Here is a 25,846-nt window from a genome sequence, read left to right as displayed (position 1 = left end):
CCCATAAGGAAGTTTGAAATGTTTAAGTTAACTTAAAGTTGGGTATTCTTCTTGTAAAATGGCAAGACTTTGGGACTCATCTACCAGAGATGGAATACTAAACATGAATTTGAGTGACATCAATTAACTCTTTTTTTCACTAAAGCCCCTTTTTATTATGAGTCAAGACCCATACCACATCAAATCTACCCTCAAAACCGCGACTGGCGAGTACAGCTATTGGAGTTTGGAAAAACTGCAGGCAAATGGCCAATCCATTAGTCAGTTGCCATTTTCTATCCGGGTATTATTAGAAAATGCGCTCAGAAACTTCGATGACTTCGCCATCACCAAAGAGCATTTGGAGACTCTGATGGCTTGGTCACCAGAAGCTTCAGACAAAGATATTCCTTTCAAGCCGGCAAGAGTGTTAATGCAGGATTTTACGGGAGTACCGGCGGTGGTGGATATCGCATCACTAAGGTCTGAGGCAAACCGAAAAGGAAAGGATGCCAGCAAAATAAATCCGCTTATTCCTGTAGATCTGGTAATTGATCACTCTGTTCAGGTGGATTATTTCGGCACAAATTACAGTTATCAGAAAAATGTAGAAAAGGAATACGAACGAAACTCAGAGCGCTACAAATTCCTGAAATGGGCTCAAAAAACATTTAATAACTTCTCAGTCGTTCCTCCGGGAATGGGTATTTGCCATCAGGTAAATTTGGAATACCTAGCTCAAGGTGTGATCGAGCGGGATGGATTGGTTTTTCCTGACACCCTTGTCGGCACGGATTCGCATACGCCTATGGTCAATGGAATCGGAGTTGTAGGCTGGGGAGTGGGCGGAATCGAGGCAGAAGCAGCTATTCTTGGACAGCCGATTTACTTCATCATGCCAGAAGTGGTCGGATTGAAGCTTACGGGCAAATTACCTGCAGGAACTACAGCAACAGATATGGTTTTGACCATCACCGAATTGCTCAGAAAGCATGGGGTAGTGGGTAAATTTGTGGAGGTATTCGGCCCTGGGCTGGATAATCTCTCTGTGCCAGATCGAGCGACGATTTCCAATATGTCTCCTGAGTTTGGTTGTACGGTTACCTATTTCCCGATTGATGATCGCACGTTGGATTACATGGGTAAAACCAATCGATCAGCAGATCAGATCAAATTGGTGGAGGACTATTGCAAAGCGAACATGCTTTGGAGAAACGATGAGGATAAGATCAAGTATAGTTCTGTGGTAGAATTGGATTTGGGCACAGTGGAATCAACAGTATCTGGTCCAAAACGACCTCAGGATAAAATTTTGGTGAAGGATTTTAAACCTAAGTTTGGTGAGTTATTAGAGTCCGTTCATGGACGTCACTATATACCAATCGATAAAAGAGAAGAAGTAGCACGCTTTGTAGAAGAGGGTGGTGGGCAGACGGATGATCAGTCAGACGCTAAGGCTCCGGCTGAGACCGAGATCAAAACAAGAATCAAGAATGGACTGAAATCTGTTTCAGTCAAACTTCATAACGATAAATTTGAATTGTACGATGGTTCCATCGTCATTGCCGCGATCACTTCCTGTACCAATACTTCAAACCCTTCGGTGATGCTGGGTGCAGGATTGGTAGCTAGAAAAGCTAGGGAACTCGGAATGGATGTGAAGCCATGGGTAAAAACCTCCTTGGCGCCAGGCTCTAAAGTGGTGACGGATTACCTGGAGAAAGCGGAACTGCTGGAAGATCTGGAAGCTTTGAAGTTCCATACCGTGGGTTACGGCTGTACTTCTTGTATCGGGAACTCAGGCCCGCTTCCCAGGCACATTGCGCAAGCCGTGGAGGATAATGATTTGGTAGTGGCTTCAGTGCTTTCTGGAAATAGAAACTTTGAAGCTAGAGTTCACCCGCAAGTGAAAATGAATTACCTCATGTCACCGATGCTGGTGGTGGTTTATGCCATTGCAGGTCGTGTGGATGTGGATTTATATAACGAGCCCATTGGCTATGATCCTAATCTGGAACCAGTTTATATGAAAGATATCTGGCCTACCAATGAGGAAATAGCCGAAATTTCCAGAAAGGTTCTTTCTCCGGAGGATTACCAAAAAAGCTATGGAGAGATCTTCGAAGGAAACGATATCTGGAAAGAGCTGGAATCTGCAAAAGGAGAAATCTATCCTTGGGATGATAGCAGTACTTATATCAAGGAAGCACCATTCTTCAAGGATATTTCTATAGATGTGCCTTCGGCAAAAGATATTCTGAACGCCCGTGTGCTCTTGAAACTTGGGGATTCTATCACCACAGATCATATTTCGCCAGCAGGATCATTCAGGCCGGATTCTTCTGCGGGGAAATACCTGAACGGCAGAGGTGTGGAGCGACCGGACTTTAATTCCTATGGATCGAGAAGAGGAAATGACGAGGTCATGGTGAGAGGAACTTTCGCCAACGTGCGGATCAAAAACCAATTGAGTAAGCAAGAGGGTGGATTTACAACTTATATTCCTTCCGGTGAAGAAATGACGGTGTTCGAAGCTTCCGAGAAATACAGAGAAGCGTGTGTTCCATTAGTAGTTCTAGCGGGCAAAGAATACGGTTCGGGTTCTTCTCGTGACTGGGCTGCTAAAGGAACCACTTTGCTCGGGATAAAAGCAGTAATAGCAGAAAGCTACGAGCGTATCCACCGAAGCAACTTGGTTGGAATGGGTGTATTGCCACTACAGTTCTTGCCGGGAGATAGTGCTGAGAGCTTAGGATTAACTGGCAAAGAAGAATTCAGTATTGTAGGAATCGAATCGGGTTTGACTCCAGGTCAGAAGTTTGAAGTGATTGTCAAATCCGAGTCTCAAGAGAAGAAAATCGAAGTGCTTTCCAGATTGGATTCAGAAGTGGAGATTGCTTATTACAAGCATGGAGGGATTTTGAATTATGTGCTGAGGGATTTCTTGAAGGAGTAGGGAGTTGGATGTTTGATGTCCGGTGACCGGTGTAGGCTGCCGCAAATGTTGGATTTGGTGCTGGATTTTATATTAGCAAAACCCGTCAGAAATGGCGGGTTTTAGTTTTTTTAGATATATGGATATGCGAGCTTGACTAGAAGAAAAAATCAGAAAATTTTTAAACTACTGTTGCTTTTAAATCCTAGAAAGCCTAAACTGAAGAAGTAATTAACCACTTATCTAAACCCAAAATATGAAAAACATTATACCCCCCCAATTACAAAAATCTGAGTAGATCTGGATTTTAGTCGATTTTGCTCCTATGTATGGTTCTGGTTTTTAATTCCTGCGTACCTGAGGAAGAACCTGCAGTTGTTCCCGTTTCCGATTTGTAGCAGGCAGTGGAAGAATCCAAGGCTTGGTTTGGACCACAGGAGGAGTTTGAGGTGCCAATCACATCGGCCTCGAATGCTAGAGTCAGAAATCAGATCAAGAAAATCCATTGGAACAAAGCTATAGTCCATGAAGAAGGCAGAGTGATTGAAGTGGAAATCACATACAATGTTTTCTCAGTGCCCATCCGATCAGCCAAGACGATCAACGACATCAAAAGAAAGCAGCAAGATTCCTTCTTCCGATTGATTTTAGAGAAACGAGAAGACGGATGGTTTACCAAGTTTATCATCAAGTATTTCCCTGAGGTGTCTGTACCCAAGCAGAGAAAGCTACAAGTCAATAATTATACAGTTTGGAGCGAAGATTTCACTGGTGATATACAGATGATATCCTGGGGTGAAGAATTGAGTACTGGCTGGTATGTGGAGAAGGGTGAGAAGGTATATACTTATTTCCCAAAGAATGAATCTGGCAAGAAAGGCAGCTTAAATGCTAATGCGGCGCTTAACTGCACGCCAATCATGGAAGAAGTTTGCTTCAACTTTGGAGATGATGAAGAGATGGATTGTAGTAGTGGGACATGCGTTCTGCCAGAGTTTGGTATCGAGTGTTTTGATGTTATAGCCTATGAGGATCCAAAATGTTCCGATCAATATAATCCTGGTTCTGGAGCTGGGACTTACACGGGTCCGACTGGACCTACACCTGGTGGAGGATCGGGTAGTGGGTCTGGAGGAGGAGGGCCTTATATTCCTAGTGATGAAGAGTTAATTGATGAATGGGAGGATCAAATTGATGATACGCAGCTGAACCCTTGTATTAAAGATATATTAATTGATTTGAAGTCCTTGACTACTGGGGTAGGCAATATCGTTTCGCAATTTGCAGGGGATACTCCCGGATATAATTGGGTTGTGAAAAGTTCGGATACTGGTTTGAGTAATGCATCCACTAGTACATCATATAATAACGGGGTTTCCACAAGTTTTAGTTCGACAAACTTGTCAAACGCAACTGATATATCTATCGCCAGAACTATTTTGCATGAATCCGTGCATGCATATTTCGTAACAGTTCAAAATTTGCAGTTGACTGTTGAAGAGAAATCAGTTCTCATGGGAGATAATTGGTTTTCTTTAGTTCCAAAATTAGTCCCTAACCAAGGGCATGCATTATTTGCTTCTAATTTTGTAGATAAAATTGCAATATCATTATATGAATATGGTCAATTAAATGGGCTTTCAATTTCTCTCCAATATTATAAAGATTTAGCTTGGGGAGGTTTAACGCATTATGATCCCTCTGGAAATAACAATTATGTTTTAAGTCCTTGGTTTCAAGAAAGTGTTCCTTCATCTTCTGATAGGAGTAGAATTTTAAACATTATAAATAATGAACAAAATGGAGAAAGTGGTAAAAAGGGAAATGATGCAGGTTGTTAAATTTGTTGTTCTCACAATTACATTATGTGTTTTGTTTTCATGTACTAGTCAAAACAATATTTCAGGTATGATTGTGGACTCGAAAACAAAGGAGCCAATAGGGCAAGTTTCGGTTCTACTTAAACACAGAGATTCCTTAGATATTTCAAGTCATTATCTCGAGGGTACTGTCTCTGACGGTGAAGGGTTGTATTCAATAGATTACAAAGGTGATATAGAGGATTGTGTATTATACTTTGGGATGGTAGGCTTTCTTCCAAAAATCGTCGATAATTTAGAGCCTTCTAGAATTCCTATTAATGTGGAATTAGAAATTGACACTGCTGAACACGTAGATTTTATTCCATAATATTAGTTTGAATAACTGAAATGTTTTAGTTGATGATAAATCAAAACCCGTCAGAAATGGCGGGTTTTTTTGTTTGGTAGATAATCATATGATATCTTTAGTTATTAAGATTTCGTAATTCACTTGAAGAAATGATGCAGATTTTTAGGAAACTGATACTACTTATTTGTATGAATCTTTACTCCTTAAGTTCAAGCTTTGCTCAAGAGGATTTGGAGGGTAAGTATTCATGGACTCCCCGAGGTGTGGATCATGGCAACCTACAAATAGAATTTAAGAAGGATCATCATTTTGACTATGTGCTTTATGGAACACATGGCGAAAAGACTATCAGCAAAGGATACTATTTTGTGAAGCAGGACACTTTGCTTTTGTTTCATGAGGGTATTGAGCATCCACGTCCATCCTATTTTGAAGTCATTTCCAAAACGGATACAATTAGACGTGATTTCGGACTTGACTCAAACTTTGGAGATAGTATAGCCTCATTGAAGATAAAAGTGGTGGATTATTCAGGTGAGACTATCCCACATACTAAAGTTTCAATAATGAAAGGAAAAGCAACACTGAGCGGAGAAGTTACCAATGAAAATGGGGAAGCTAGAATTTATACTACTGGTAGGGAGGCGGACAAAGTAATTATTTCCTTCTTAGGATATAGAAAATTATATATTGATCTAGAAGATTTCTGGGGATTTATCACAGAGCTTAAAGTTGTGCTCTCCGATTCGGATATTGAATATTTCGAGAAACCTTTCCTTGCAAAATATCTAATTACCAAAACGGGTGGATTGAAACTTTTGCATAAAGATGGTTCTGATAGCGAGATTGTTATGGTAAAGGATTAGCTAAGGAGGAGTTGATCTTTTTGATTTTATTTTTCCTTATGAAAATAAAATAAGCAAAACCCGTCAGAAATGGCGGGTTTTGCTAGTTAAGGTAGTTGCCTAGGAGAGCTTATACGGGAGAAAAACCAAGAAAATTTTCAAACTACTGTTGCTTTTAAATCCTAGAAAGCCTAAACTGAAGAAGTAATTAACCACTTATCTAAACCCAAAATATGAAAAACATTATACCCCCCCCAATTACAAAAATCTGAGTAGATCTGGATTTTGGTCGATTTTGCTTCTTGGTATGTTTGAGCATAATGGTATTTCTAATTTAGCAGATGCCCATCATGAGTTGATGGGACAATATGTTTTGGGGATGGCTTTTTCTCTAGCTATGTGGGATGAGAACTATGGTAATAATCAGAACCAATTGGATTTTGAGTATTATATCGCCATGGCATGTGGGGGATTGCTGGACTATGATACAGGGGAGCCAAATGAAGCTTTTGTAGCAATAGCCGGGGATAAGTTAAATGAATATTTGAAGATACTATCAGATGAAGCGACCAATGCTGCTGATGCCAAAAGTAACCCATGTTGATTAAGAAAATGAAATATCTATATTTTATAATGTTATTTATGAATTTTGGCTTGCTCTACGGGCAAGACCAAGAACTCACGGAAGAACAATATGCCATACTTAATTTAGAATTATTGAAGGGTAAGGTTTATGAAAACACAAATTTTGGGTATTATTGGAGTAATTATCTAAATTTAAAATGGTTGAGTAGTCAAGAAGGATTTTGTGGATATCGTGAAGATGCTATTTTTAAAACCAGTGAGTTTTCAAAGTATATTGATGAAGAAATCTTGGGTAGCTTAAGTACAATTGTAACAAATGAATTGGGGCCTAAGAAAATACAATCGTCAAAGTTAGAAAGCCTTGAAGTCAAACTTGTCTCCGAATATGATTCTAACATGATTAGATATGTATCTGCGCCGATTATAAAAGGAGATTTCGCAGTTATGTTGGATAGAGTTGGTTGGATAGAACAGATTAATTTTTACAAGAAAACTGAAGAAGGTGTATGGGAGAGGTTTTGCGAAGTTTATGTGCTTTTGATGATTGTAGATTAATGATCTTAAAACTTAATGGATAGTTTAATTCATCAGCTTAGAAAACGGTTTCTTGAATGATATTTCAAAATAGATTATAGTCGCAATTCCCCCGCTGGGTGTAGTAGGTATATCGTTAGCACTCGGTGTAGATTGTATCTACACCTTACTATTTCTAGAATTTGCAATTCGGACGAATCCTATATTTTCATTCCATCGTCAAAAATCTCACTCAAGAGGGTAGGTGGTCTGGGTTGAGTTTGATTGTTCTAGCCAATTGAAAATTGGTAAGGATATTGGGGTAGGACAAGGCGTTAAAAACAACCTACTGCCGCGAGTTGTTTTAGCCTTGGGCCAGCTTGCAGGGCAGCCAAACTTCACCCAGGTACCTCGTGTTCTGTCTAAACCCAGCGGAGAAGCTATTGACCGAAATTCCTTTGTATTCGTGACTTACTTGAAACAATTCCTTTTAAGTTCTATGTATAGAAATGAGATTTAAAATCCAAATTGTTGCGATACATCTAGTCGAAGTAGATATGAAAATTAGAATATTTATTATAGTCATAGTTAGTATAGGTCTTGGTTTCTTTTTGATATCTGATCAAATAGGGATAAACAAGATGGAGAAAGCTAAATCTGTGAGAAAAGGGATGACCAAAAACATGGTAATGGAGCTTATCGGAGAACCAAAAACTAAAGGGCTTTCACATGTATATTTGAATGAAGCTGATTCGAGTTATATATATCATGCTCCCTTCGGTAGCTCTGAAGGAGTGGTGATAACATTTGATGAGGCTGGAAAAGTAATTCATGTTGCTAATGAATAATTCAAAGGAAATGGTAGTAAAATTTGAAATACACAATCGTTATTTTTTTTATATTAACTCGGAAGGTTTCTTTGAAATCTTTATTCTCTTTTGAACCCACAGCCAAATTTTTAACCCATCAACGCTTCATAAATTTAATTCATAGTTCAAAAAAAGATCCGTAGGATTGAAACAATTCATGTCCCCAGGAAAAACCGGGAGTATAGAACTAAAATAAGAGGATAGCCCTGAAAGTGCGAAACTGTGAAGTTCCGCACTTTCAGGGCTACCGTTTGTAAATTCATCAACTACCCTACACTCTGTATTGGATTCTGCCGCATCGGAGATGCAGGATTGGCGTGATGTGTCTTTGGCGCCGATTGGCTAAAACTTTACTATCGTCCGCTTCGATCTTCCGACATCGGAGATCTAGCCTTTCAATCTAGGAAGTTGTAATACTGCCATTAGTGCAGATAGCCATAAATCCTTTCATCCCTCAAGATAAACCTTATTTTTGTGACTCATTCCTATCTAAACAAACCAATGAACGCAATTAATCCTACGACCACTCCTGCCTGGGCAAGATTACAGCAGCTTGCTGAAGATCATAAAGACACGACTATTCTATCTCAATTTGATGAGCGCGAGCGCTTTGACAGATTGAGCATTTCTTTGGAAGATATTTTAGTTGATTTTTCTAAAAACAGGCTGAATCAGGAAGTCCTTGACGCACTTTTCGATCTGGCACGTGAGTGCAATCTACATGTCGCTATTGAGGATATGTTTACTGGAAAGCCGATCAATGTGACAGAGGGTCGTTCTGTGTTGCATACTGCTTTGAGAAACCCTGCCAATGAGGCCGTATATCTTGACGGTCATAATATCATGGAGGATATCTCTGCCGTCTTGAAAAAGATGAAGGCTTTTGCTGATAAAATTCAAAATAAAGAGTGGCTAGGCTACACAGGAAAGCCAATCAAATCACTGGTAAACATTGGAATTGGAGGATCTGACCTAGGTCCGGTGATGGTGACTGAGGCCCTGAAGCCTTACCAAAATCCGGATATTGAAGTCTATTTCGTGTCCAACGTGGACGGAACGCACATCGCCGAGACGCTCAAGAGAGTAGATCCTGAGACGACACTTTTCTTCATAGCTTCCAAAACCTTTACCACTCAGGAAACCATGACCAATGCGCATACTGCACGAGACTGGTTTTTGGAGCATGCGAAAATAGATACGGCTGTGGCCAAGCATTTCGTGGCACTTTCTACCAATGCCAAGTCAGTTGAGGAGTTTGGAATTGATACCGAGAACATGTTCGAGTTCTGGGACTGGGTAGGAGGAAGATACTCTCTATGGTCAGCGATTGGTTTGCCGATTGCCTGCACGATTGGATTCGATAATTTCGAAAAATTACTTGCCGGAGCACATGCGATGGATAAGCATTTCCGCCATTCTCAGTTTGATAGAAATATCCCGGTTGTCCTGGCGATGATCGGTATCTGGAATACCAATTTCCTTGGTGCTAGTTCTGAGGCTATCCTTCCTTACGATCAGTACATGCATCGTTTCGCTGCCTATTTTCAGCAAGGAAATATGGAAAGTAATGGCAAGTATGTCAGTCGATCAGGAGAAAAAGTAAACTATACCACGGGTCCGATTATCTGGGGAGAGCCAGGTACCAATGGGCAACATGCTTTTTATCAATTGATCCACCAAGGCACACATTTGATTCCTTGTGATTTTATCGCTCCGGCTATTTCCCATAATCCTGTAGGAGATCATCATCAGAAGTTGCTTTCCAACTTTTTTGCACAAACCGAAGCCCTGATGAATGGGAAGTCTCTGGAAGATGTGAAAAGAGAGATGAAAGCTGCCGGTAAGTCGGAAGAAGAAATTGAAAAAATAGCCCCACATCGGGTTTTCGAAGGAAATAGGCCTACAAATTCTATTTTGGTAAAGGAAATTACTCCTTACACGCTAGGTGCTTTGATCGCTATGTATGAGCACAAAATCTTCGTACAGGGCGTAATTTGGGATATTTTCAGCTTTGATCAGTGGGGTGTGGAACTAGGCAAAGTTTTGGCAAGCGGCATTCTTCCGGAGTTGCATGGCGATGAGGAAATCACTACGCACGATGGATCTACCAATGGCCTGATCAATGCTTATAAGAAAATGAGGAAGTAGGTTACTTTTAACCACTAAGAACTCGAAGGTTTCGCAGTGAATGCTGTAACTCTTGTTGTCTTGCTTCTCCAGAAGCTGGACTAAATAGGCAGAAAGGCCTACCTCCGTGGTCTGTGTCCTCACAGACCACTTATACTGCCACTAAATTCCTGTTTGTGGAGACACAGACAGGAGCTGTTAAAAATGCCTCCAAGGTTAGTATCCTCACTAATCGCACAAAACGAGATCCCGATTCTATAAATAGTCGGGATCTCATATTTTCAATCTTGGGATGCAGTGGTTTCGCGAAGGAAGAGGTAGGTGAGCGGGTCTTTCGCTTGGCAGCCTTGTTAATTTACTGTTTTCCTGATTTTCCGGAAGCTGGACTTGTTTCAAAACAAGCATTCCTTTAAGGAGTTAACTGAAAAACGAATCCCTATGAAAAAGCCAATCCTTGCACTTATCTTCCTCACTTTCTTTAGCATCAACTATGGCTGTCAGGCACAGACTGCCACAGAGGAAGCCTACACTTTTACAACTCCAAGTAGGGATGGTACAGGTAAAGTCTATCTGGGCAGGGAAATTTCTTTTGTCATGGGGTTTGCTGGGAAGGATTGGCTGGAAAGAGCAGAGCGGGAGCGTGAGGAAGGTATTGCGATGGCTTTGAAAAATCTGCCAATAGATTCCGGGAGCGTAGTGGCGGATATAGGGGCTGGATCAGGGTATTACACCTTTAGGATAGCGCCTTTGGTGCCCTCTGGGAAGGTATATGCGGTAGATATTCAGGCAGATGCGGTAGCTTATATACGTGCTCAAAGTAAGTCGCTGGGTATGTCAAATGTGATTGCAGTACAAGGAGCTGAGCAAACGCCCAATCTTCCTGAAGGAGAAGTTGATTTGGTGATCATGGTGGATGTGTATCATGAATTGGCTTATCCTAAAGAAATGTTGGGGGCTATTTATAAGGCTTTAAAGCCTGATGGGAAAATCTTATTGCTGGAATATAAAGGAGAGGATCCAAGTATTCCGATCAAGCCCCTTCACAAAATGACCGAAAAACAAGCTAAAAAGGAGCTGAGTGCAAATGGCTTTGAGCTGATCAAGAATGGTAAATTTCTACCGATCCAGCATTTTTTATTGTTTAGAAAAACCCCTTGAACTCAGCTCTATTTTCCTGATCAAAGGGCTTCATGGTAACAGTCTTAGCAGTTTTTTGGGTAGAATCTACAGGAATGGAAAATTGTCTTCCGTTTAATTTTGCTACTTTGCCACAAGTTTACACTAAGCTAACCTTATGAAAAATTTCCTTCTAATTCTCCTGATTTCTTGTAGTTTTTCTACGTTGTCACTAGGTCAATCCTTCCCGTCGCTGGATAAAAGTCCCTTGGATGTAGCTTATTTACCTGACAACTTTGCACACGATAGAGTGGATGGTGAGCAGGTAATCGCAAAGGTGTACTACAGCCGACCGGCTAAAAATGGACGCGAAGTTTTTGGCAAAATGGCGCCTTACGACAAAGTTTGGAGGCTTGGAGCAAATGAAGCGACTGAATTTAAGGCATTTCAAGACATCACTTTGGGTGGACAAAAATTGAGTGCGGGCACATACACCCTTTTTGCAGTTCCTGGCGCTACAGAATGGACCATTATTGTAAATTCGGATTTGGATTTCTGGGGAACTCATGGGTATAGAAAGGCTAGCGACGTGGCTAGATTTACAGTTCCTTCTAAGTCCCTAGATTCGGTAGTGGAAAATTTCTCTATTCGATTTGAGGATTTCAAAAACGGTGCAGCTGTCATGCGTTTGGCTTGGGATCAGACTATGGTAGAAATCCCCATTACCTATTGAATCAACCTGTAAAAAACGCTGCGGGAGCGCAAATCTATGTTACAAGTTCCTACGCCACGCTGCCTCAGCTGCCATTCGGCACATCCACGATTAAATTGAGGCTTTGTACCTCGTCACCCCAATATAACCTAAAGAATGAAGAGTCTCTTCTCCAATTTATTGTTTAAAGTATTTGTCGCGATCGTTTTGGGTATAGTTTTCGGACTTTACTTACCAGAATCTGTTAATCGAATCTTCGCAACCTTTAACGCGTTTTTTGGACAATTCCTGAACTTTGCCATTCCTCTGATTATCCTCGGACTGATCATGCCTGCTATTTCAGATTTGGGTAAAGGTGCTGGGAAAATGCTTCTGATTACTGCCGCGATTGCTTATGGATCTACGATTTTTTCAGGATTCATGAGCTATTTTACCTCCGCTACGATTTTCCCATCCTTACTTTCCTCGCATATCAATGAGGCTTCTGAGCTTACAGAAGGTGGAAAAGACTTAGTGCCTTATTTCAGCATTACGATTCCGGCGGTGATTGATGTGATGTCTGCCTTGGTATTGGCTTTTGTGATTGGGTTGGGTCTGTCCTACCAGGAAAATTCCATGCTGAAGAAGGTGGTAAAGAACTTTGAGACGATCATCATGCAGGTGATTGAAAACGTGATTGTCCCACTTTTACCCATCTTCATCTTGGGGATTTTTGCAAATATGGCCCATAGTGGCCAAGTGTTCTCCATTCTCTCTGTGTTCTTGAATATCATAGGGGTAATTTTCGCCATGCATATTTTCTTGCTGATCTTACAGTATGTGATCACTGGAGGTATTGTGAAGAAGAACCCGTTGAAATTGCTGGGCAATATGATGCCTGCTTATTTCACTGCCTTGGGCACACAATCCTCAGCGGCCACGATTCCAGTGACGCTGGAGCAGGCAGAGAAAAACGGGGTTTCTCCGAAAATTGCCGGTTTTGTAATTCCCCTTTGTGCTACTATCCACCTGTCGGGGAGTATCATGAAAATCACTGCTTGCGCAGTTGCCTTGATGATTTTGCAGGGAGTTCCGTATGACTTCGGGATGTTTGCAGGATTTATTTTTATGCTTGGAGTAGCGATGGTGGCGGCACCAGGAGTTCCTGGAGGAGCGATCATGGCAGCTATCGGTGTGCTTCAGTCCATGCTGGGTTTCAGCGAGGAAATGATTGGATTGATGATCGCACTTTATATTGCGATGGACAGTTTTGGTACGGCTTGTAATGTCACTGGTGACGGCGCGATCGCTTTGGTAGTGGATAAGATTACTCAGGAAAAACAAATTGAATAGGGTCAAGTTGGGGTGAATATTTCTCTGATATAGGATTGAATTTGTGGAGAAAAAACTGGGGTAAAGCCTAAATTACTGGATTTAAGGCTTTTGATAAGATGGCCTTTGTCTTGCTGCCTTCATCTTAAAGCAATTATCTTTTTCACTAAATCTTAGAAATCATGAGCACATCCAAATCAATGACAACCTATTCACAAGTGTTAAATCTTCTGCCTGAGAGAGGTTATGGTAAGGAACTGACGATCAAAAGAGCAGGTGCCAGTTTTGATGGTTCGGAGACGATCCTTCAGCCCGAGCAGCTTAAAATCGTGAAAGTTTATCGTTTTGAGGGAGAATCTGATCCTGGAGATATGGCGGTGATCTACCTTTTGCATGGAGATTCGGGTGAAAAGGGATTTATCCTAAATGCCTACGGTACTTATTCAGATGAGGATAATCAATATTATGATGAGTTTATCAAGCGAGTGCCGATAGAGGAGATTGAAGAAATGGGGAGCAATTTTGAATAAATGTCCTATTTCTTTTCAGGTAGATTTCATGCAGCCTCACTTTAAAGACCACTTAAACCCATTATTATGTTAACTCATCAAAGTCAATTGAGAAGCCTTTCTCCCCTGTTTTTTTTAAGCAAGAAAAGAGATTCAGTAGATAAGGGATCAACCCGCAAAACGCCTGGCCAATCCGAAGGCGCACGTCCTCCTAAAAAAGAAGAGTTTAACGAAATAGAACGAGAAAATGACCAAGAGAACGATGTGCAGGAGGAAACCGTCGATAATGAGGAAAGAGATAAAAACAAAAATTAAACTACTTTAATTTTTCAAGAATTAGACTGCCCTGATCTACGGGAGCAATACTTGTTTCACTATTCCCTGACTTTTGAAAACAGGTAGGATTTAGTCCTGCTATCCAAATCAAGCGCTAGAGGTGACCTCAGTCGGGTTATTTTTTCTATGAATAAAAAGCGCCGGAAATCAATTTTTATGAAAGGGAATGATTGCTGTTCTACAGCAACACAGTACATGCTATTGACGCTCAATGTACATAACTGCCGAATCTTCCACGTATTTGGCCGGATTGAAGCTGGAGTAAAATTTATTCCGCAAATTATTTAATGGGCTATTCATAGCAATAATTTTGGAGGTGAATTCCACTGGGAATGTTGCTGGATCAGAGTAGTTTTTCAATAGGGTTTCATACTGATCTATATTGGCAAGCATGCGGGAGGTCAACTGGCCGAAGCGTAAACGAAGGGACTGAACTTTGTACATGTAGGTTTCTACCTGACCTAGCCACTTACCTCGAGTATCTGCAGATCTGTCCAATGTGGCTATTTTATCCGAAATGGATTTTCTGCATTCATTTTTAAACTGCTCACGATCTGAGTCCAAAGTTGCCTTCAGATACCTTCTTTCGAATTGCTTTTTGTCGATACCGAAGTAAGTCATCTGCTCATCAAGGAGACTTGCATTTTCCTTTTGTAGTTGCTCCAATTCCTGATTAATAAGCGTCCACTCGTGATCTATGATAGATTTCTGCTGTTCAAACTGACTGGAAATCGTTAGTATTCTCAGCATTTCAGGAGTTTTGTCGTAGAGATCCTTTTCTTTTTTACCCAGAGTTCCCATCAGGGTGGTGACTCCTGATATGGCGGTGTTTACCATAGTGCCATAAATGGGTACAACAGATGAGGATGCAGAAATCATCGTCAGGGAATTTTGTAACAAGCTGTTCATCGCATCCGATTTGCCATCCTTCTCATACCATTTGTCAAAATCTGCCTTCCAGCTAGTGAAGGATTTATACTGCTGTATTTTGCCTATGCTTCCTAGTTGGTCAAAAAACGACTGGGATGTAAGAAATAATTCCAGAGGCTGTATGTCTCGCTGAATGCTCAGGAGCTCTGTGAATGCCAATTGCCCATTTAGATTAATCTTCGTTTTTGGAGCTTCTTCCAGGATTTTTAGTCGAGTATCGAGAGCTATTTGGAGTTTTTCCATGTCTTCGATTTTCTCCTTGTCCGAGGCAGTTTTATTATCTGTCGCAGCTAGTTTTTCGGTTAATCGATTGACTATTTCCTCATTGTTTTTCAGTTTTTCATTCAGTTCCTTGAGCTGATTGTCCCGATCTGTTTTGATCTGCTCTGTGATTTCTGTTTGCGCCTGGGACAAACCGGCAGTAATCATAAAAACGAAGAGCACAAACGATTTTTTTAAATTCATTTGGAGTTTTGAAAAGAGGAAGTAGTAGAAAATTAATTTTGAATTTCCCTTAGCCAATTTTAGGCCAAGTTTTATGTGCTTATGGGCTAGTAAGCGGGTAGTTGATAAGTGGTTTGCAAAGCAGGAGGAATCCTCAGGAGCAAAGGATTAACTGCCTTTGAAGCAATTCTTCATTTTGACAATCTCAAGCTGCAATCTTACCAGCCACCGCCCAGCGCAAGGTAGAGTTGAACTACTGACTGGAGTTGCGACTTATAGCTTTCTGAGGCTGAGAGCTGTACGCCCAGCAAGCTACTTTGCACATTCAAAAACTCAAGGAAAGAGGTGGCACCTTCATTGTATCGAACCCAAGCTAAGTCGTAAGCTTCCTGAGCAAGTGCAAGCTGTTTGCTCCGGATAGCCACTTCTTCTTGATACGTTTTGATGGCAATGAGCGCGTCTTCTACCTCACCATACGCCAAGAGGTAGGACTGCTGATAATCCAGGGCTACTCGATTATACTGTTCTTCCTGTAATGAGATGGTGTTTTTGATACGTTTTGCGTTGAATATTGGGCCGGTCAGATTACCAAATAAACTTCCAAAAACGGCCATTGGGTTTAGTAACTCAGCACCCACATTCAACCCAATCTCAAAGTTTGGATATTGAAAACTCTCTGCCGCTCCAAGTTGAGCGAGTTGAGCTTTCAATAGAATTTCTGAGCGTAGAATTGACGGCCTTCTACGCAGCAAACCAGCAGGGACACCCGTAGGTAGTTCGGATGGGAAAATCTGCTCCTGTAGTTTTTTGCCTCTCGGGATTTGCTGAGGCACATTTCCTAATGCGATACTTATGGCATTTTCTAGCTGTTTTCTAGCTCTGACTAATGCCTGAATAGTCACTTCTATATCTTTTACACTTATACTTATTTGGTTGACGTCCACTTTTGAAATAAAGCCGCCTGAATATCTTTCTTCCATGATTTGTTCAAACTCCTGCATGGAAACAAGCATCTGTTCGGAGATTTCAATTTTGTTATCTATGTCTCTCAGCGTGAAATAGAGTTCCGCCAGCTGCGCTACCAATGTTGCTTTCACTTCGAAAACCGCCATTTCTGTGGCTAAATAGGCCTGCAAAGCTGCTTCGTTTTGATTAGCTATTCGTCCCCATACGTCCACAGTGTAGGAGACCTGTGCCGCAGGAGCAATGGAATTGGACAGGGATGGGGAGATGGAATTGGTAGAAGACTCTCCTCTGATAGTATAGTTGATAGCTGGGTAGAGTTGTGCTTTGGCTATATCCAGCTGTAGTTGAGCCTGCCTGATAGCAACAGTGATGTTTTTCAGGGGCAGGTTATTGTCCATACCCTGAGCAATGAGCTTTGTGAGAGTAGAATCATTGAAGAATTCCCACCAAGATACATCAGCTAGGGCTAAGGTGTCAGTTGTTAGTGTGGAAAAAGAACTTGATTCTTGCAGTGCTGGTGAGACATACTCTTTTCGGATTTTGCAGCTTGATACTACTCCCAAAACAAGCACTATGCATCCAAGAAATGCGCTATACTTTTTCATTTATTCTTGGATTGTTGAAAATATTCAGCACATGATAGGCTAAAACCACATATACTACAGCCAGGATGATTCCTAGAAGTCTATCTACAAGTTTTCCCTCTACTTGATCTGTAGTACTGGATACTACTCCCATCACTACAAAAAAAGTTCTATAGGCCATAGGGTACATATCCCGTGTTTTTTTGTCAGAATACATATTGAAGGTGAAAAAGGCTGACGCTGCTAACAGTACGATCGAATAAAAAAAGAAAGTAGGAGAGATGGTCAGGAGATTATAAGCTACCACAGCTACTATTCCCCCAAACAAATTGGCAAGCAGAATCACGAAGACTTTTTTTGACTTATAGATCAGCGGATCCATGCCCAGCATGACTATGTAAATCAAAGTTAAAATCAGATTATTTGGACGATAAAAAAAGAAAAGTATCACAACGGGAAATATGACAATAAGTCCATTCAATGCGATTTTATCTAAGTTGAAGGTTGATGAGCCCTGCTGTTGCGAAGTGGCTGGTAGGGACATCGGGCTGCTTTCCGGCAGAAGGATAAAAGCCAACTGAGCTACTATTAATGCGATACCTAGGTTCATAAGTATTTCCATGAATACAAAAGGAGCCAATAGTTCAAAAGTCAAGCTCAGTAATGGAAATAATATAGAATATATCAGGAACATCAATCGAATAGGCTCTGGAATAGATACCAGTCTCAATGACCAAAAAATGATGAGTCCGACAATCAGGATACTTTCCACCATGAAATCCTGAATCATACTTCCTAGCAGTACACCACCCAATCCCAAGAAAAACAATACAGCTACAGCACCTAGAGATTTTTTGATGCCCAAAGCTTTTGAGCCGGGGGACAAAAGAAATACCGCAAATATAGGAGCAGTCTGAGGAGTAAGAAGACCTGCTGCTGTGGCTATCAGTAAAGAAAGAACCACCCCAAGCAAAGAACGAGTTATAGCGGTGGTTTGGGAGAATTGAACGCTTGGTAACGCTAATTTATCTGACATAAGCGACCTTTGAACTTACCCATATCCGTGCATCAGCCAGTAGATTCAAAAGCCAATTTTCGCCTGTATAAACCACGGCATTGCCTTGACTTCCTTGTCTTAGTTTCTTGTACATCTGCTCATCGTCCAATGCAAGTATCACTGGAAAGCGCTGCTGCTCCCTGAGCCAGCCTTGTGGCGCACTTACTGTGGGGAGATCGCCAGGTGAAGTAGTTTGAGTCTTCACTCCATACGCGATACTTTTCACTGAGGCAGTGTAAATTTCCCCTGCATTGATATCAAATGTAATTTTGGCTGCATCACCTATTTTTAGATGTGTCAGGTTTTTCTCAGTGAAATTGGCCTGAATCCAAATAGTATTATTGGAAACCAGAGAGGCAAGAGCTCTATTGGGCGAGGCAAAGTAACCCTCCTCAATTGTGAAGCTTTCGATGATGCCATCAGATGGAGAGATAATTGCGGTCTGGGACAACTCCCAATTAGCCTTGTCCAGTTGGTTTAGCGCACCTTTTAGTGCTGGATTTTCTTCTGAGATAGGTCCAAGAGCCGCTCGTTGACCTTCGAGATTTGCCTCAGCAGTGGATACTCCCTCTATTGCTGATAAGTAGGAAGATTCTGAGCGCTCTCTGTCTGCTTCGGCCAGGGCGCCTTTGCTTTGCTCCATGATCCGCTTTGTTCTTTCCCAGTTTTTGGTGGCTCGTTCTAGCTGTACTCTAGCCCGGTTGAGTTGTGCAGAAGCAGCTTTCAATCCTGCCACACCCGCTGTGATGCTTTGAGTGATATTTTCCAGATTGATTTCTGCCTGAGCAACTGCTATTTCAAATGGTTTTCTGTTAATCAAAAACAGCGTGTCTCCCTGCTTTACTTCTTTATGCAGACTTACGTTTACTTTGGATACGTAGCCACTCACCATGGGTGTAAGGGGTAAACTTAATCCCTGCACCCTCACCTGGTTTGTAGAGGGCGTGAAGCGACTGGCCAACACATTGAATACAACAATAAGTAAAATTAGAAGAACTATGAATAAGCTGATTTTCTTAGCCTGACTATTACTTTTTCCTTCCATATTTTTCTATTGTACTTCGGCTTTTTCTATGTCAGCTAGTTAGGGTAAGTTATATAAAGCATCTCAATTAGGTGATATAATTGGATAGCGAACGGTACTTAGCTGTCATTAAGTAGCTGCCAAAGCTAATGATTACGTCTTTTGTTTTCAAAAATAGGTTATTATTTCAAAAAGCTTGAGCTGTCTCTGAAATTGAAAAATATTCTATGGCGCGACGGCAAAATCTTTTTCCAGAACTACTAATTATTATTCCGGACTGTGATTAATTCTCATTTCTTTTCTGACGCAGTCTTGGGCTGATTTGATTCTGCGGTGTTTTCATCTAGGATGGCCTCCAGTTTTTCGGCTCTTTTGTGATCACCAGCCCATTCATATAGATGGGAAGCCTTTTCTCCGGCTTTTTCTACGAAACCAGTTTTATCTATTTTGGTCAACCAGCCGATAAATTTCCTCATAATTTTGAAATAAGGAGCCATCAGCAGAGATGCCAGTGCGATGAGAAGCCAGCCTAACGGGATAAAAGGCAGTACAAGACAGATGAGTCCTGCTATAAATAAGAGTGCGGCGAGGGCTGGAATGATAAGTTTTTTCACTTACTAAAGTGTACGGACAATCTGGTCAAAAGATCAAAAATAAGCTACGGTTGAAATTCCTTGTTCTATTTTGAACTTATAAGGCTTTTGAAATCTAATAAATAAAGCGGTAAAACTCGAGATTTTGCCGAGAGCGGAGTTTAGCTCAGCGTTAAATTTAGAAACTCACAAAGGCTAGAAGAAGTAGTACTTCACGTCAAATTAAGCCTTACTTTTGCGCCCGCAAATAAAATGACTCATGAAGCGTATCAATGAATACAAAAAACTCTTCGGAGTTGAAAAGGAAATTGATCTGACGGTTTTGAAGAAAACGTATCGAGATCTGGTGAAGCAGTGGCATCCTGACAAATTCCAGGATGGTGATGCTATGAAAGTAGAAGCAGAGGTTCAAAGTCGAAGAGTGATCGATGGTTACCATTTTTTGATGAGCATAGCGCCTGAGACTAGAGATGCAAATAAGGAAGCATACACTGCAACGATCAATGAGGGAATTGCAGACTATCATCACAAAGGCATGGTGTTAGAAATCACGTTCTTAGATGGTACCACCTATGAATACTTCGGAGTGACACCGGCGGTTTTTCAAAAAATGATCAATAGTGATAAAATTAACCGTTTTGCCAAGCGTGCTATTTATCCAAATTACATTTACAGAAAGACTAAGAAAAGCATGGAGCCAGCTTAAGGTTTCTGAGCGTTAGGCCTGCATCAGGTCAGTCCATAATAAAGAGAAGTGAAGTACAGTACTCATAGCCATTTTGAGATTGTCTTAGGTGAACAATAGGCTACTTAACCTCCTATGAAAGAATGATTCAGCTAATTGCAAGTATCTGAATAGAGTAGTGAGCAGTTTATGTGAAGTGGTTGAATTGGCTAGCTGATCCCGGTGAATTCGAAATAATTACACTCTTTCTCTAGGTTTTCTATTGGCTTATCACAAATTTCACGCTTCAAAAAGTCAAGTGTAACAGATAAGATCGCACATCAAATGAAGATGGATGTACTTCTAGGTCTCCAGTGGGGAGACGAAGGAAAAGGAAAAATAGTGGACGTATTAGCGCCCGAATATGAAATTGTTGCTCGCTTTCAAGGAGGTCCAAATGCTGGACATACCCTTGAATTTGACGGAATAAAGCACGTTTTGCATCAGATTCCCTCTGGGATTTTTCGCTCACAGATACTCAATATTATAGGTAATGGAGTAGTTCTCGATCCAATTGTTCTCAAAAGAGAAATCGACGGATTGGGCAAGTTCTCTATTGATTACATGAAAAATCTGGTGATTTCCAAAAAGGCCACGATTATCATACCTACCCACAAATTGCTGGATGCTGCCTCCGAGCAAGCAAAAGGTGATAAAAAAATAGGTTCTACCTTGAAGGGTATAGGACCTACCTATCAGGATAAAATAGGTAGAACGGCACTTCGCGTAGGCGATATTTTGAGTCCTGATTTTAGAGAAAAATACGATACGCTTGTAGCTAAGCATAAAACCACCCTTTCTTTTTACAATCATCCATTGGATGCTTTAGCTGAAATGGAGGAGCAATTCTTCGCAGCTATTGAGTTTTTCAGAACACTGAATCTAATTGATAGCGAGTATGTGGTGAATGAGGCATTGGATTCGAAGAAGAGAATTCTAGCCGAAGGAGCGCAAGGATCTCTCCTGGATGTGGATTTTGGCAGCTATCCTTTTGTGACGAGTAGTAGTACTATGACTGCCGGAGCTTGTACCGGCCTGGGTGTTGCCCCTTCCAAAATCGGTGAAGTGTTCGGTATTTTCAAAGCTTACTGTACCCGTGTGGGTAGCGGACCTTTTCCAACTGAGCTATTTGACCAGGATGGCGAGGATATGCGCAAGGAAGGAAATGAATTCGGAAGTACTACCGGCCGCCCACGAAGATGTGGATGGTTAGACTTGCCAGCACTCCGTTATTCTATCATGATCAATGGGGTTACCCAACTCTTTATGATGAAGGGCGATGTGTTAAATATATTTGAGGAAATCAAAGTTTGTACTCATTATGAACTTCCTACCGGAGAAAGGATTGACAAATTAAGTTTTGAGATTACCGAGCAAGAAGTGATTCCGGTTTATAAAACAATGAAGGGCTGGAATTGCTCATTGGAAAATATACATACGTTCGAGGATTTTCCAGTTGAATTGAGAGCATATGTGGAATATTTAGAAACTGAGCTCCATGTTCCAATAAAGCTTATCTCTGTAGGTCCAGATCGTACCCAAACGATTTTACGTTAGTAGAATTTCCACTACCTAAGGCCCTTTACTTTTAAAGTCAAGGGCCTTTTTCTTTTAGGGGTTTTAAGTGTATTTTGGCGTGCCTAACTTAAACCTAACCTTAGATTGAAATTTTTACTACCAGTCGTCCTCTTCTTTTTTTTGTCCTTCACGACTAGTGCCCAAGTAGGCTTTCCTTATTGTGAAACTTTTTCGGATCAACAGTCAATCGGGTCGAAGACGGTTTTTGGAGGCAGTGCGAGATTGATTGATGGTGTTCTGAGGTTGACAGATGCCCAAAGAGAACAAAACGGATATGTGTATATAGATATTCCTTTTTCTCCAGCCTACGGGATAAAAGCTTCCTTCGAATACTTTATGTATGGAGGCACTGGAGCCGATGGGCTTACGGTTTTTTTGTTTGATGCAGCTGTGCAAAATTTCAGACCTGGGGGATTTGGCGGTTCATTTGGCTACGCTCAGCGCGGTACTGTGTCAGGCATGACAGGCGGATATCTGGGCATAGGTTTCGATTCCTTTGGTAATTATAGCAACACAGGTGAGGGTAAAATCGGTGGTTTTTCAAATTCGCCTACTAGCAGATACCCTAATAGTATTTCGATTAGGAAAAGTGGCTCTGGGCTGAATGGTTATGAGTTTGTAGATGGCAAAATGACCTTGGATCCACCATCAGGATCACTTGGTTTGTCACTTGATGTGCAATATCAATTTCCTCTCAGTTCCGGAGGGGAAGGCACCACTCGGGTTACAGATCCTGCAAAAATTGGTTACCGACAGGTTTTTTTGGAACTAGAGCCAAATCCCGCAGGAGTAGGTTATCTGCTGAAAATGGAAATGGTAGTGACTACTGTTCAAAATGAGCCTAGGACGATTACGATATTTCCCGGAATTCCATTTCCATACCAGCCTTCGGGTAATTTAAAAATTGGGTTTGCTGCTTCTACAGGGGGCGAGACCAATATCCATGAAATTAGAAACTTAGTAGTAGAGGTCTCCAATGATGAGGGCTTACAAAATCCAGTTGGGGTGGATTTTTCTGATTTTGCTTCGTGTGAGGGGCAGGAGAATACTTATTTTATTACGGATGAAGAAGTTGTTTTACCCAATGAGGACAGTGAAATCCGATGTTTGCAATTTTATGCATCACTTGAAGACATAGAAGAAGAAAGTTCGGATATCTGTGCTCAAGGAAAGTGTAGGGAAGAAAATAGAGTTTTAGAATTACCTCAAGGAACCTTTACAGCAGGCTCAGAGGGCGGAGATTTTACTTTTTTTCCAAAAACGGGCTTCACCGACCAAAGTGTGACGGTGTATTACACAATTACAGATTCCTACGGTAAAACTTCCTCTGGTAATTCCATGACCTTAAAAATCCAGGAGTCACCGGAGCCAGTGAGTATTTTCGAAAAAGGAAATCCTGAAGCTATAGAAGAAGTAAGACTCTGTGGAGGTGAATCAGTGGTTTTGAATTCTGAAGGAGGGGAGATTTATGAGCGCTACGAATGGTATAAGAACGACGAACTTATTGTTGGAGAAATTTTGGAAGAGATAACCATCTCCACTGCGGGCGAATATTTGGTGAAAGCCTATAATCGTAAGAATTGCCCTGCTATTTCCAATATTATTAAAGTTAGTTTTCCGGAGTTCCCGGGTTTTCAGGTCACCTCACCTGTGGTTGGCTGTACACCCGGGCAGGCTGTCGATGTTACAGAATCCATTTCCAACTACGACCCACTTATGTATGATTATAAATTGACAGGTGTCGGACAGACGTATTTGGACGATGAAATGAAGGAAATTTCTATTTCTGGAGCCTATGAACTCCAGGTCAAGCATGCCGATCTAGCATGTTATTCCTTGCCCGAGCCTGTGCAAATCGTAATTTTAGAGGAAGAGCTCATTGCAAATTTTGATTTTGAAATATCAGGTACCGGAGTGAAAGGGGAGGAAGATGGTGGATTTTTTCCAGATGATATATTTCAGTTTAGAGACCTGTCCCCCAATGGCGCTCAAAGTTGGAAATGGGATTTTGGAGATGGCACTATTTCTACAGATAAAAACCCAACTCATATATTTGGAAAGAAGGGGGAGTTTGACGTGACCCTCACAGTGACAAATAGGTGGGGCTGCGAAGCATCAGTAGTGAAAAAAGTTTCTATCGTTCGTAGTTATAGAGTGATGTTTCCCACAGGATTTACCCCTTTGGCTAGCGAGAATCAATTTTTCTCTCCAAAATACAAGGGGCTAGTGTCAGCCGAGCTATTGATTTTTAATAATTGGGGGGATTTGATTTTTAGAACATATGAGTTGAATTCATCAGGTTGGGATGGAAAACTAGATGGCAAACTTTTAGATGCTGGATTCTTTGTTTACCGATTCAATGGCGTAGCTACAGATGGAGAAAAAGTGGAAAGAGCGGGTAAATTCAAGTTGATCAGATGAGGAGGCTTTGTTTAATTACCATCATACTTATAGTGTTTGGGTTCAAATCCTTTGGGCAGGATGTTCAATATTCCCAGTTTTATGCCAATCCTTTTTACCTCAATCCTGCCTTGGCCGGAAGCACTGGGCTGACTCGGGTAGGTGTGAATTTCAGGAATCAATGGCCTGCTTTGGACCAGAGTTTCCTTGCGTACACGGCCTATGGAGATCATTTTTCAGAGAAGTATAATTCAGGTTTCGGTTTGGTCGTCTCTGGCGCGAGAGAATCTTTCACTCAAAGTAGAACCGATGAAGTTGGGTTGCTCTATAGTTATCGTTTGAGGCTGGGGGAAAAACGCTTCCTGCATATGGGAGTTCAAGGGAGTTTTATATCGAGAGATGTTCTTTTTGATCAAGTTGTTTTGGGAACTCAGTTAGACATAGATAAAGGAATTATACTAGGTGAGCCTGGGGATGGATTCACTGGGGATAGTCGATTGCGAGCTGCAGATGTTAATGCTGGGCTTTTGTATTATGAAGATAAGTTTTGGTTTGGTGTCTCTGCTTTTCATTTATTAAAGCCTCAGATTAGTTATCTGGAATTTGACTCAAATAGACTACCGATCAAATATTCACTGCATGGTGGAGTAAGGTTTAATCTCGCTCCAGGGAATATTAATGATTTTTTCAATAATACAGATCAGGAGCGATCGCTTGCTTTGGCGTTTAATTATAAGTCGCAGGGTGCTTTTGATCAGCTAGACATTGGCGCTGAGTTTTTTTTCGAACCGCTTATTCTCGGCTTTTGGTACAGAGGTTTGCCGACTAAATACAATCTACCGAATAATGAATCTTTAATTGGGCTTATAGGAATCGAATTGGATTCAGGTTTGGACTTTGGATATAGCTATGATTATTCTATTTCTAAGTTGGGGCAGAATGTTTCGGGAGGGGCACATGAAGTATCTGTGAGGTATGTTTTTTCGTCTCAGGATCCACGTAAAAAGTACTATCCAGCTTTACCAACCTTCAGATACTAGGTTCTAGGTACTTGGATCAAAATTTAATTTTGTGATTGTGATAGTTAGCAGGATTAAAAGAATTCTTAAGGTTATATATTTCTTCATGTCCCAATTTTTATCGGTTTCAAATATTTGTCAGTTGTAGTCAGTGAGTTAAGTTAAGTATCCAAGTTTTTTCTAGTATTCTCTTGTACTTCAATTAAAATCTCGGATATTTGCACTCCCAAACGACGCACACGGTGTTAGAGGGATTAGGGAAAATTTTCTAGATAAGATTGAAAAAAAAGAAATTTAGGCGTAGAGCTAGGAAGAGAAAAAAGAGTCCTTACCTTTGCGCACCGATCTAACGGATGGGTAGAGAGAGAGGCGAGGGGAGTAACCTGAAAAACTTTCAAAAATAAATTTCGCGCTAGGTATTGCGGTTTAAAAATAACCTTTTACCTTTGCACTCCCTTCAGCAAGGAAGGGGAAAAAACGGAGCAGAAATCGGGAGATTGAGGCATCTGACCAAGACC

The 25,846-nt window shown here is 41.1% G+C and carries 22 protein-coding genes; 17 read left to right on the top strand and 5 right to left on the bottom strand.

Features of this window, described 5'->3' with window-relative positions:
- Window positions 1-157 precede the first annotated feature (157 nt).
- The 13 genes from acnA to ABJH64_RS02600 all read left to right on the top strand — a co-directional run bounded on the left by acnA (window position 158) and on the right by ABJH64_RS02600 (window position 13,988).
- On the top strand, window positions 158-2,935 hold the full coding sequence (gene acnA / locus ABJH64_RS02660) for an aconitate hydratase AcnA (protein WP_348299617.1): 2,778 nt from the start codon (window positions 158-160) through the stop codon (window positions 2,933-2,935).
- Between the two features lie 383 nt (window positions 2,936-3,318).
- Window positions 3,319-4,755 carry a hypothetical protein gene (locus ABJH64_RS02655; protein WP_348277033.1) on the top strand — a complete coding sequence of 479 codons (1,437 nt, stop codon included), beginning with the start codon at window positions 3,319-3,321 and terminating at the stop codon, window positions 4,753-4,755.
- Complete coding sequence (locus ABJH64_RS02650) at window positions 4,715-5,104, top strand: hypothetical protein (protein ID WP_348335616.1); 390 nt, start codon at window positions 4,715-4,717, stop codon at window positions 5,102-5,104. The genes ABJH64_RS02655 and ABJH64_RS02650 overlap by 41 nt, the downstream gene beginning before the upstream one ends.
- A gap of 170 nt (window positions 5,105-5,274) precedes the next feature.
- Window positions 5,275-5,952 (top strand): hypothetical protein, encoded by a 678-nt coding sequence (locus ABJH64_RS02645; RefSeq protein WP_348277031.1) that lies wholly within the window; start codon window positions 5,275-5,277, stop codon window positions 5,950-5,952.
- A 286-nt stretch (window positions 5,953-6,238) separates the two neighbouring features.
- Entirely contained in the window at window positions 6,239-6,535 is a 297-nt protein-coding gene (locus tag ABJH64_RS02640) for a hypothetical protein (RefSeq protein ID WP_348299621.1), read from the top strand.
- The gene (locus tag ABJH64_RS02635) at window positions 6,529-7,071 is read left to right on the top strand and encodes a hypothetical protein (RefSeq protein ID WP_348334755.1); all 543 of its coding nucleotides are present in this window, start codon (window positions 6,529-6,531) and stop codon (window positions 7,069-7,071) included. The genes ABJH64_RS02640 and ABJH64_RS02635 overlap by 7 nt, the downstream gene beginning before the upstream one ends.
- A gap of 515 nt (window positions 7,072-7,586) precedes the next feature.
- Window positions 7,587-7,877 (top strand): hypothetical protein, encoded by a 291-nt coding sequence (locus ABJH64_RS02630; protein WP_348299622.1) that lies wholly within the window; start codon window positions 7,587-7,589, stop codon window positions 7,875-7,877.
- Between the two features lie 522 nt (window positions 7,878-8,399).
- Window positions 8,400-10,046 carry a glucose-6-phosphate isomerase gene (pgi, locus tag ABJH64_RS02625; protein ID WP_348276677.1) on the top strand — a complete coding sequence of 549 codons (1,647 nt, stop codon included), beginning with the start codon at window positions 8,400-8,402 and terminating at the stop codon, window positions 10,044-10,046.
- A gap of 417 nt (window positions 10,047-10,463) precedes the next feature.
- Window positions 10,464-11,183 carry a class I SAM-dependent methyltransferase gene (locus tag ABJH64_RS02620; protein WP_348276676.1) on the top strand — a complete coding sequence of 240 codons (720 nt, stop codon included), beginning with the start codon at window positions 10,464-10,466 and terminating at the stop codon, window positions 11,181-11,183.
- A gap of 136 nt (window positions 11,184-11,319) precedes the next feature.
- A complete protein-coding gene (locus ABJH64_RS02615; protein WP_348276675.1) occupies window positions 11,320-11,874 on the top strand; it encodes a DUF2911 domain-containing protein in 555 nt (184 codons plus the stop codon).
- 135 nt (window positions 11,875-12,009) lie between these two features.
- The gene (locus tag ABJH64_RS02610) at window positions 12,010-13,185 is read left to right on the top strand and encodes a dicarboxylate/amino acid:cation symporter (RefSeq protein WP_348276674.1); all 1,176 of its coding nucleotides are present in this window, start codon (window positions 12,010-12,012) and stop codon (window positions 13,183-13,185) included.
- Window positions 13,186-13,346: 161 nt separating this feature from the next.
- Window positions 13,347-13,694 (top strand): hypothetical protein, encoded by a 348-nt coding sequence (locus tag ABJH64_RS02605; protein WP_348276673.1) that lies wholly within the window; start codon window positions 13,347-13,349, stop codon window positions 13,692-13,694.
- A 66-nt stretch (window positions 13,695-13,760) separates the two neighbouring features.
- A complete protein-coding gene (locus ABJH64_RS02600) occupies window positions 13,761-13,988 on the top strand; it encodes a hypothetical protein (protein ID WP_348276672.1) in 228 nt (75 codons plus the stop codon).
- 219 nt (window positions 13,989-14,207) lie between these two features.
- Here ABJH64_RS02600 and ABJH64_RS02595 read toward each other — a convergent pair whose 3' ends face one another.
- From ABJH64_RS02595 to ABJH64_RS02575, 5 genes are all read right to left on the bottom strand, one after another.
- A complete protein-coding gene (locus ABJH64_RS02595; RefSeq protein ID WP_348276671.1) occupies window positions 14,208-15,404 on the bottom strand; it encodes a hypothetical protein in 1,197 nt (398 codons plus the stop codon).
- Window positions 15,405-15,601: 197 nt separating this feature from the next.
- Window positions 15,602-16,954 carry an efflux transporter outer membrane subunit gene (locus ABJH64_RS02590; protein WP_348276670.1) on the bottom strand — a complete coding sequence of 451 codons (1,353 nt, stop codon included), beginning with the start codon at window positions 16,952-16,954 and terminating at the stop codon, window positions 15,602-15,604.
- Window positions 16,941-17,969, bottom strand: coding sequence for a hypothetical protein (locus tag ABJH64_RS02585; protein ID WP_348276669.1), 1,029 nt, complete (start codon window positions 17,967-17,969; stop codon window positions 16,941-16,943). The genes ABJH64_RS02590 and ABJH64_RS02585 overlap by 14 nt, the downstream gene beginning before the upstream one ends.
- On the bottom strand, window positions 17,959-19,035 hold the full coding sequence (locus tag ABJH64_RS02580) for an HlyD family secretion protein (protein WP_348276668.1): 1,077 nt from the start codon (window positions 19,033-19,035) through the stop codon (window positions 17,959-17,961). The genes ABJH64_RS02585 and ABJH64_RS02580 overlap by 11 nt, the downstream gene beginning before the upstream one ends.
- A 269-nt stretch (window positions 19,036-19,304) precedes the next feature.
- On the bottom strand, window positions 19,305-19,628 hold the full coding sequence (locus ABJH64_RS02575; RefSeq protein WP_348276667.1) for a hypothetical protein: 324 nt from the start codon (window positions 19,626-19,628) through the stop codon (window positions 19,305-19,307).
- A gap of 238 nt (window positions 19,629-19,866) precedes the next feature.
- Here ABJH64_RS02575 and ABJH64_RS02570 point away from each other — a divergent pair, with 238 nt between their 5' ends.
- The 4 genes from ABJH64_RS02570 to ABJH64_RS02555 all read left to right on the top strand — a co-directional run bounded on the left by ABJH64_RS02570 (window position 19,867) and on the right by ABJH64_RS02555 (window position 25,349).
- The gene (locus ABJH64_RS02570) at window positions 19,867-20,313 is read left to right on the top strand and encodes a KTSC domain-containing protein (RefSeq protein WP_348276666.1); all 447 of its coding nucleotides are present in this window, start codon (window positions 19,867-19,869) and stop codon (window positions 20,311-20,313) included.
- A 303-nt stretch (window positions 20,314-20,616) separates the two neighbouring features.
- Window positions 20,617-21,888, top strand: coding sequence for an adenylosuccinate synthase (locus ABJH64_RS02565; protein WP_348276665.1), 1,272 nt, complete (start codon window positions 20,617-20,619; stop codon window positions 21,886-21,888).
- A 105-nt stretch (window positions 21,889-21,993) separates the two neighbouring features.
- The gene (locus ABJH64_RS02560) at window positions 21,994-24,330 is read left to right on the top strand and encodes a PKD domain-containing protein (RefSeq protein ID WP_348276664.1); all 2,337 of its coding nucleotides are present in this window, start codon (window positions 21,994-21,996) and stop codon (window positions 24,328-24,330) included.
- The gene (locus ABJH64_RS02555; RefSeq protein WP_348276663.1) at window positions 24,327-25,349 is read left to right on the top strand and encodes a type IX secretion system membrane protein PorP/SprF; all 1,023 of its coding nucleotides are present in this window, start codon (window positions 24,327-24,329) and stop codon (window positions 25,347-25,349) included. The genes ABJH64_RS02560 and ABJH64_RS02555 overlap by 4 nt, the downstream gene beginning before the upstream one ends.
- Window positions 25,350-25,846: the final 497 nt, after the last annotated feature.

The organism is Algoriphagus sp. (genome assembly GCF_039969895.1).
GTDB lineage: Bacteria > Bacteroidota > Bacteroidia > Cytophagales > Cyclobacteriaceae > Algoriphagus.
The sequence above is the reverse complement of the archived record's forward strand: the minus strand, read 5'-3'. Positions and strand labels throughout refer to the sequence as shown.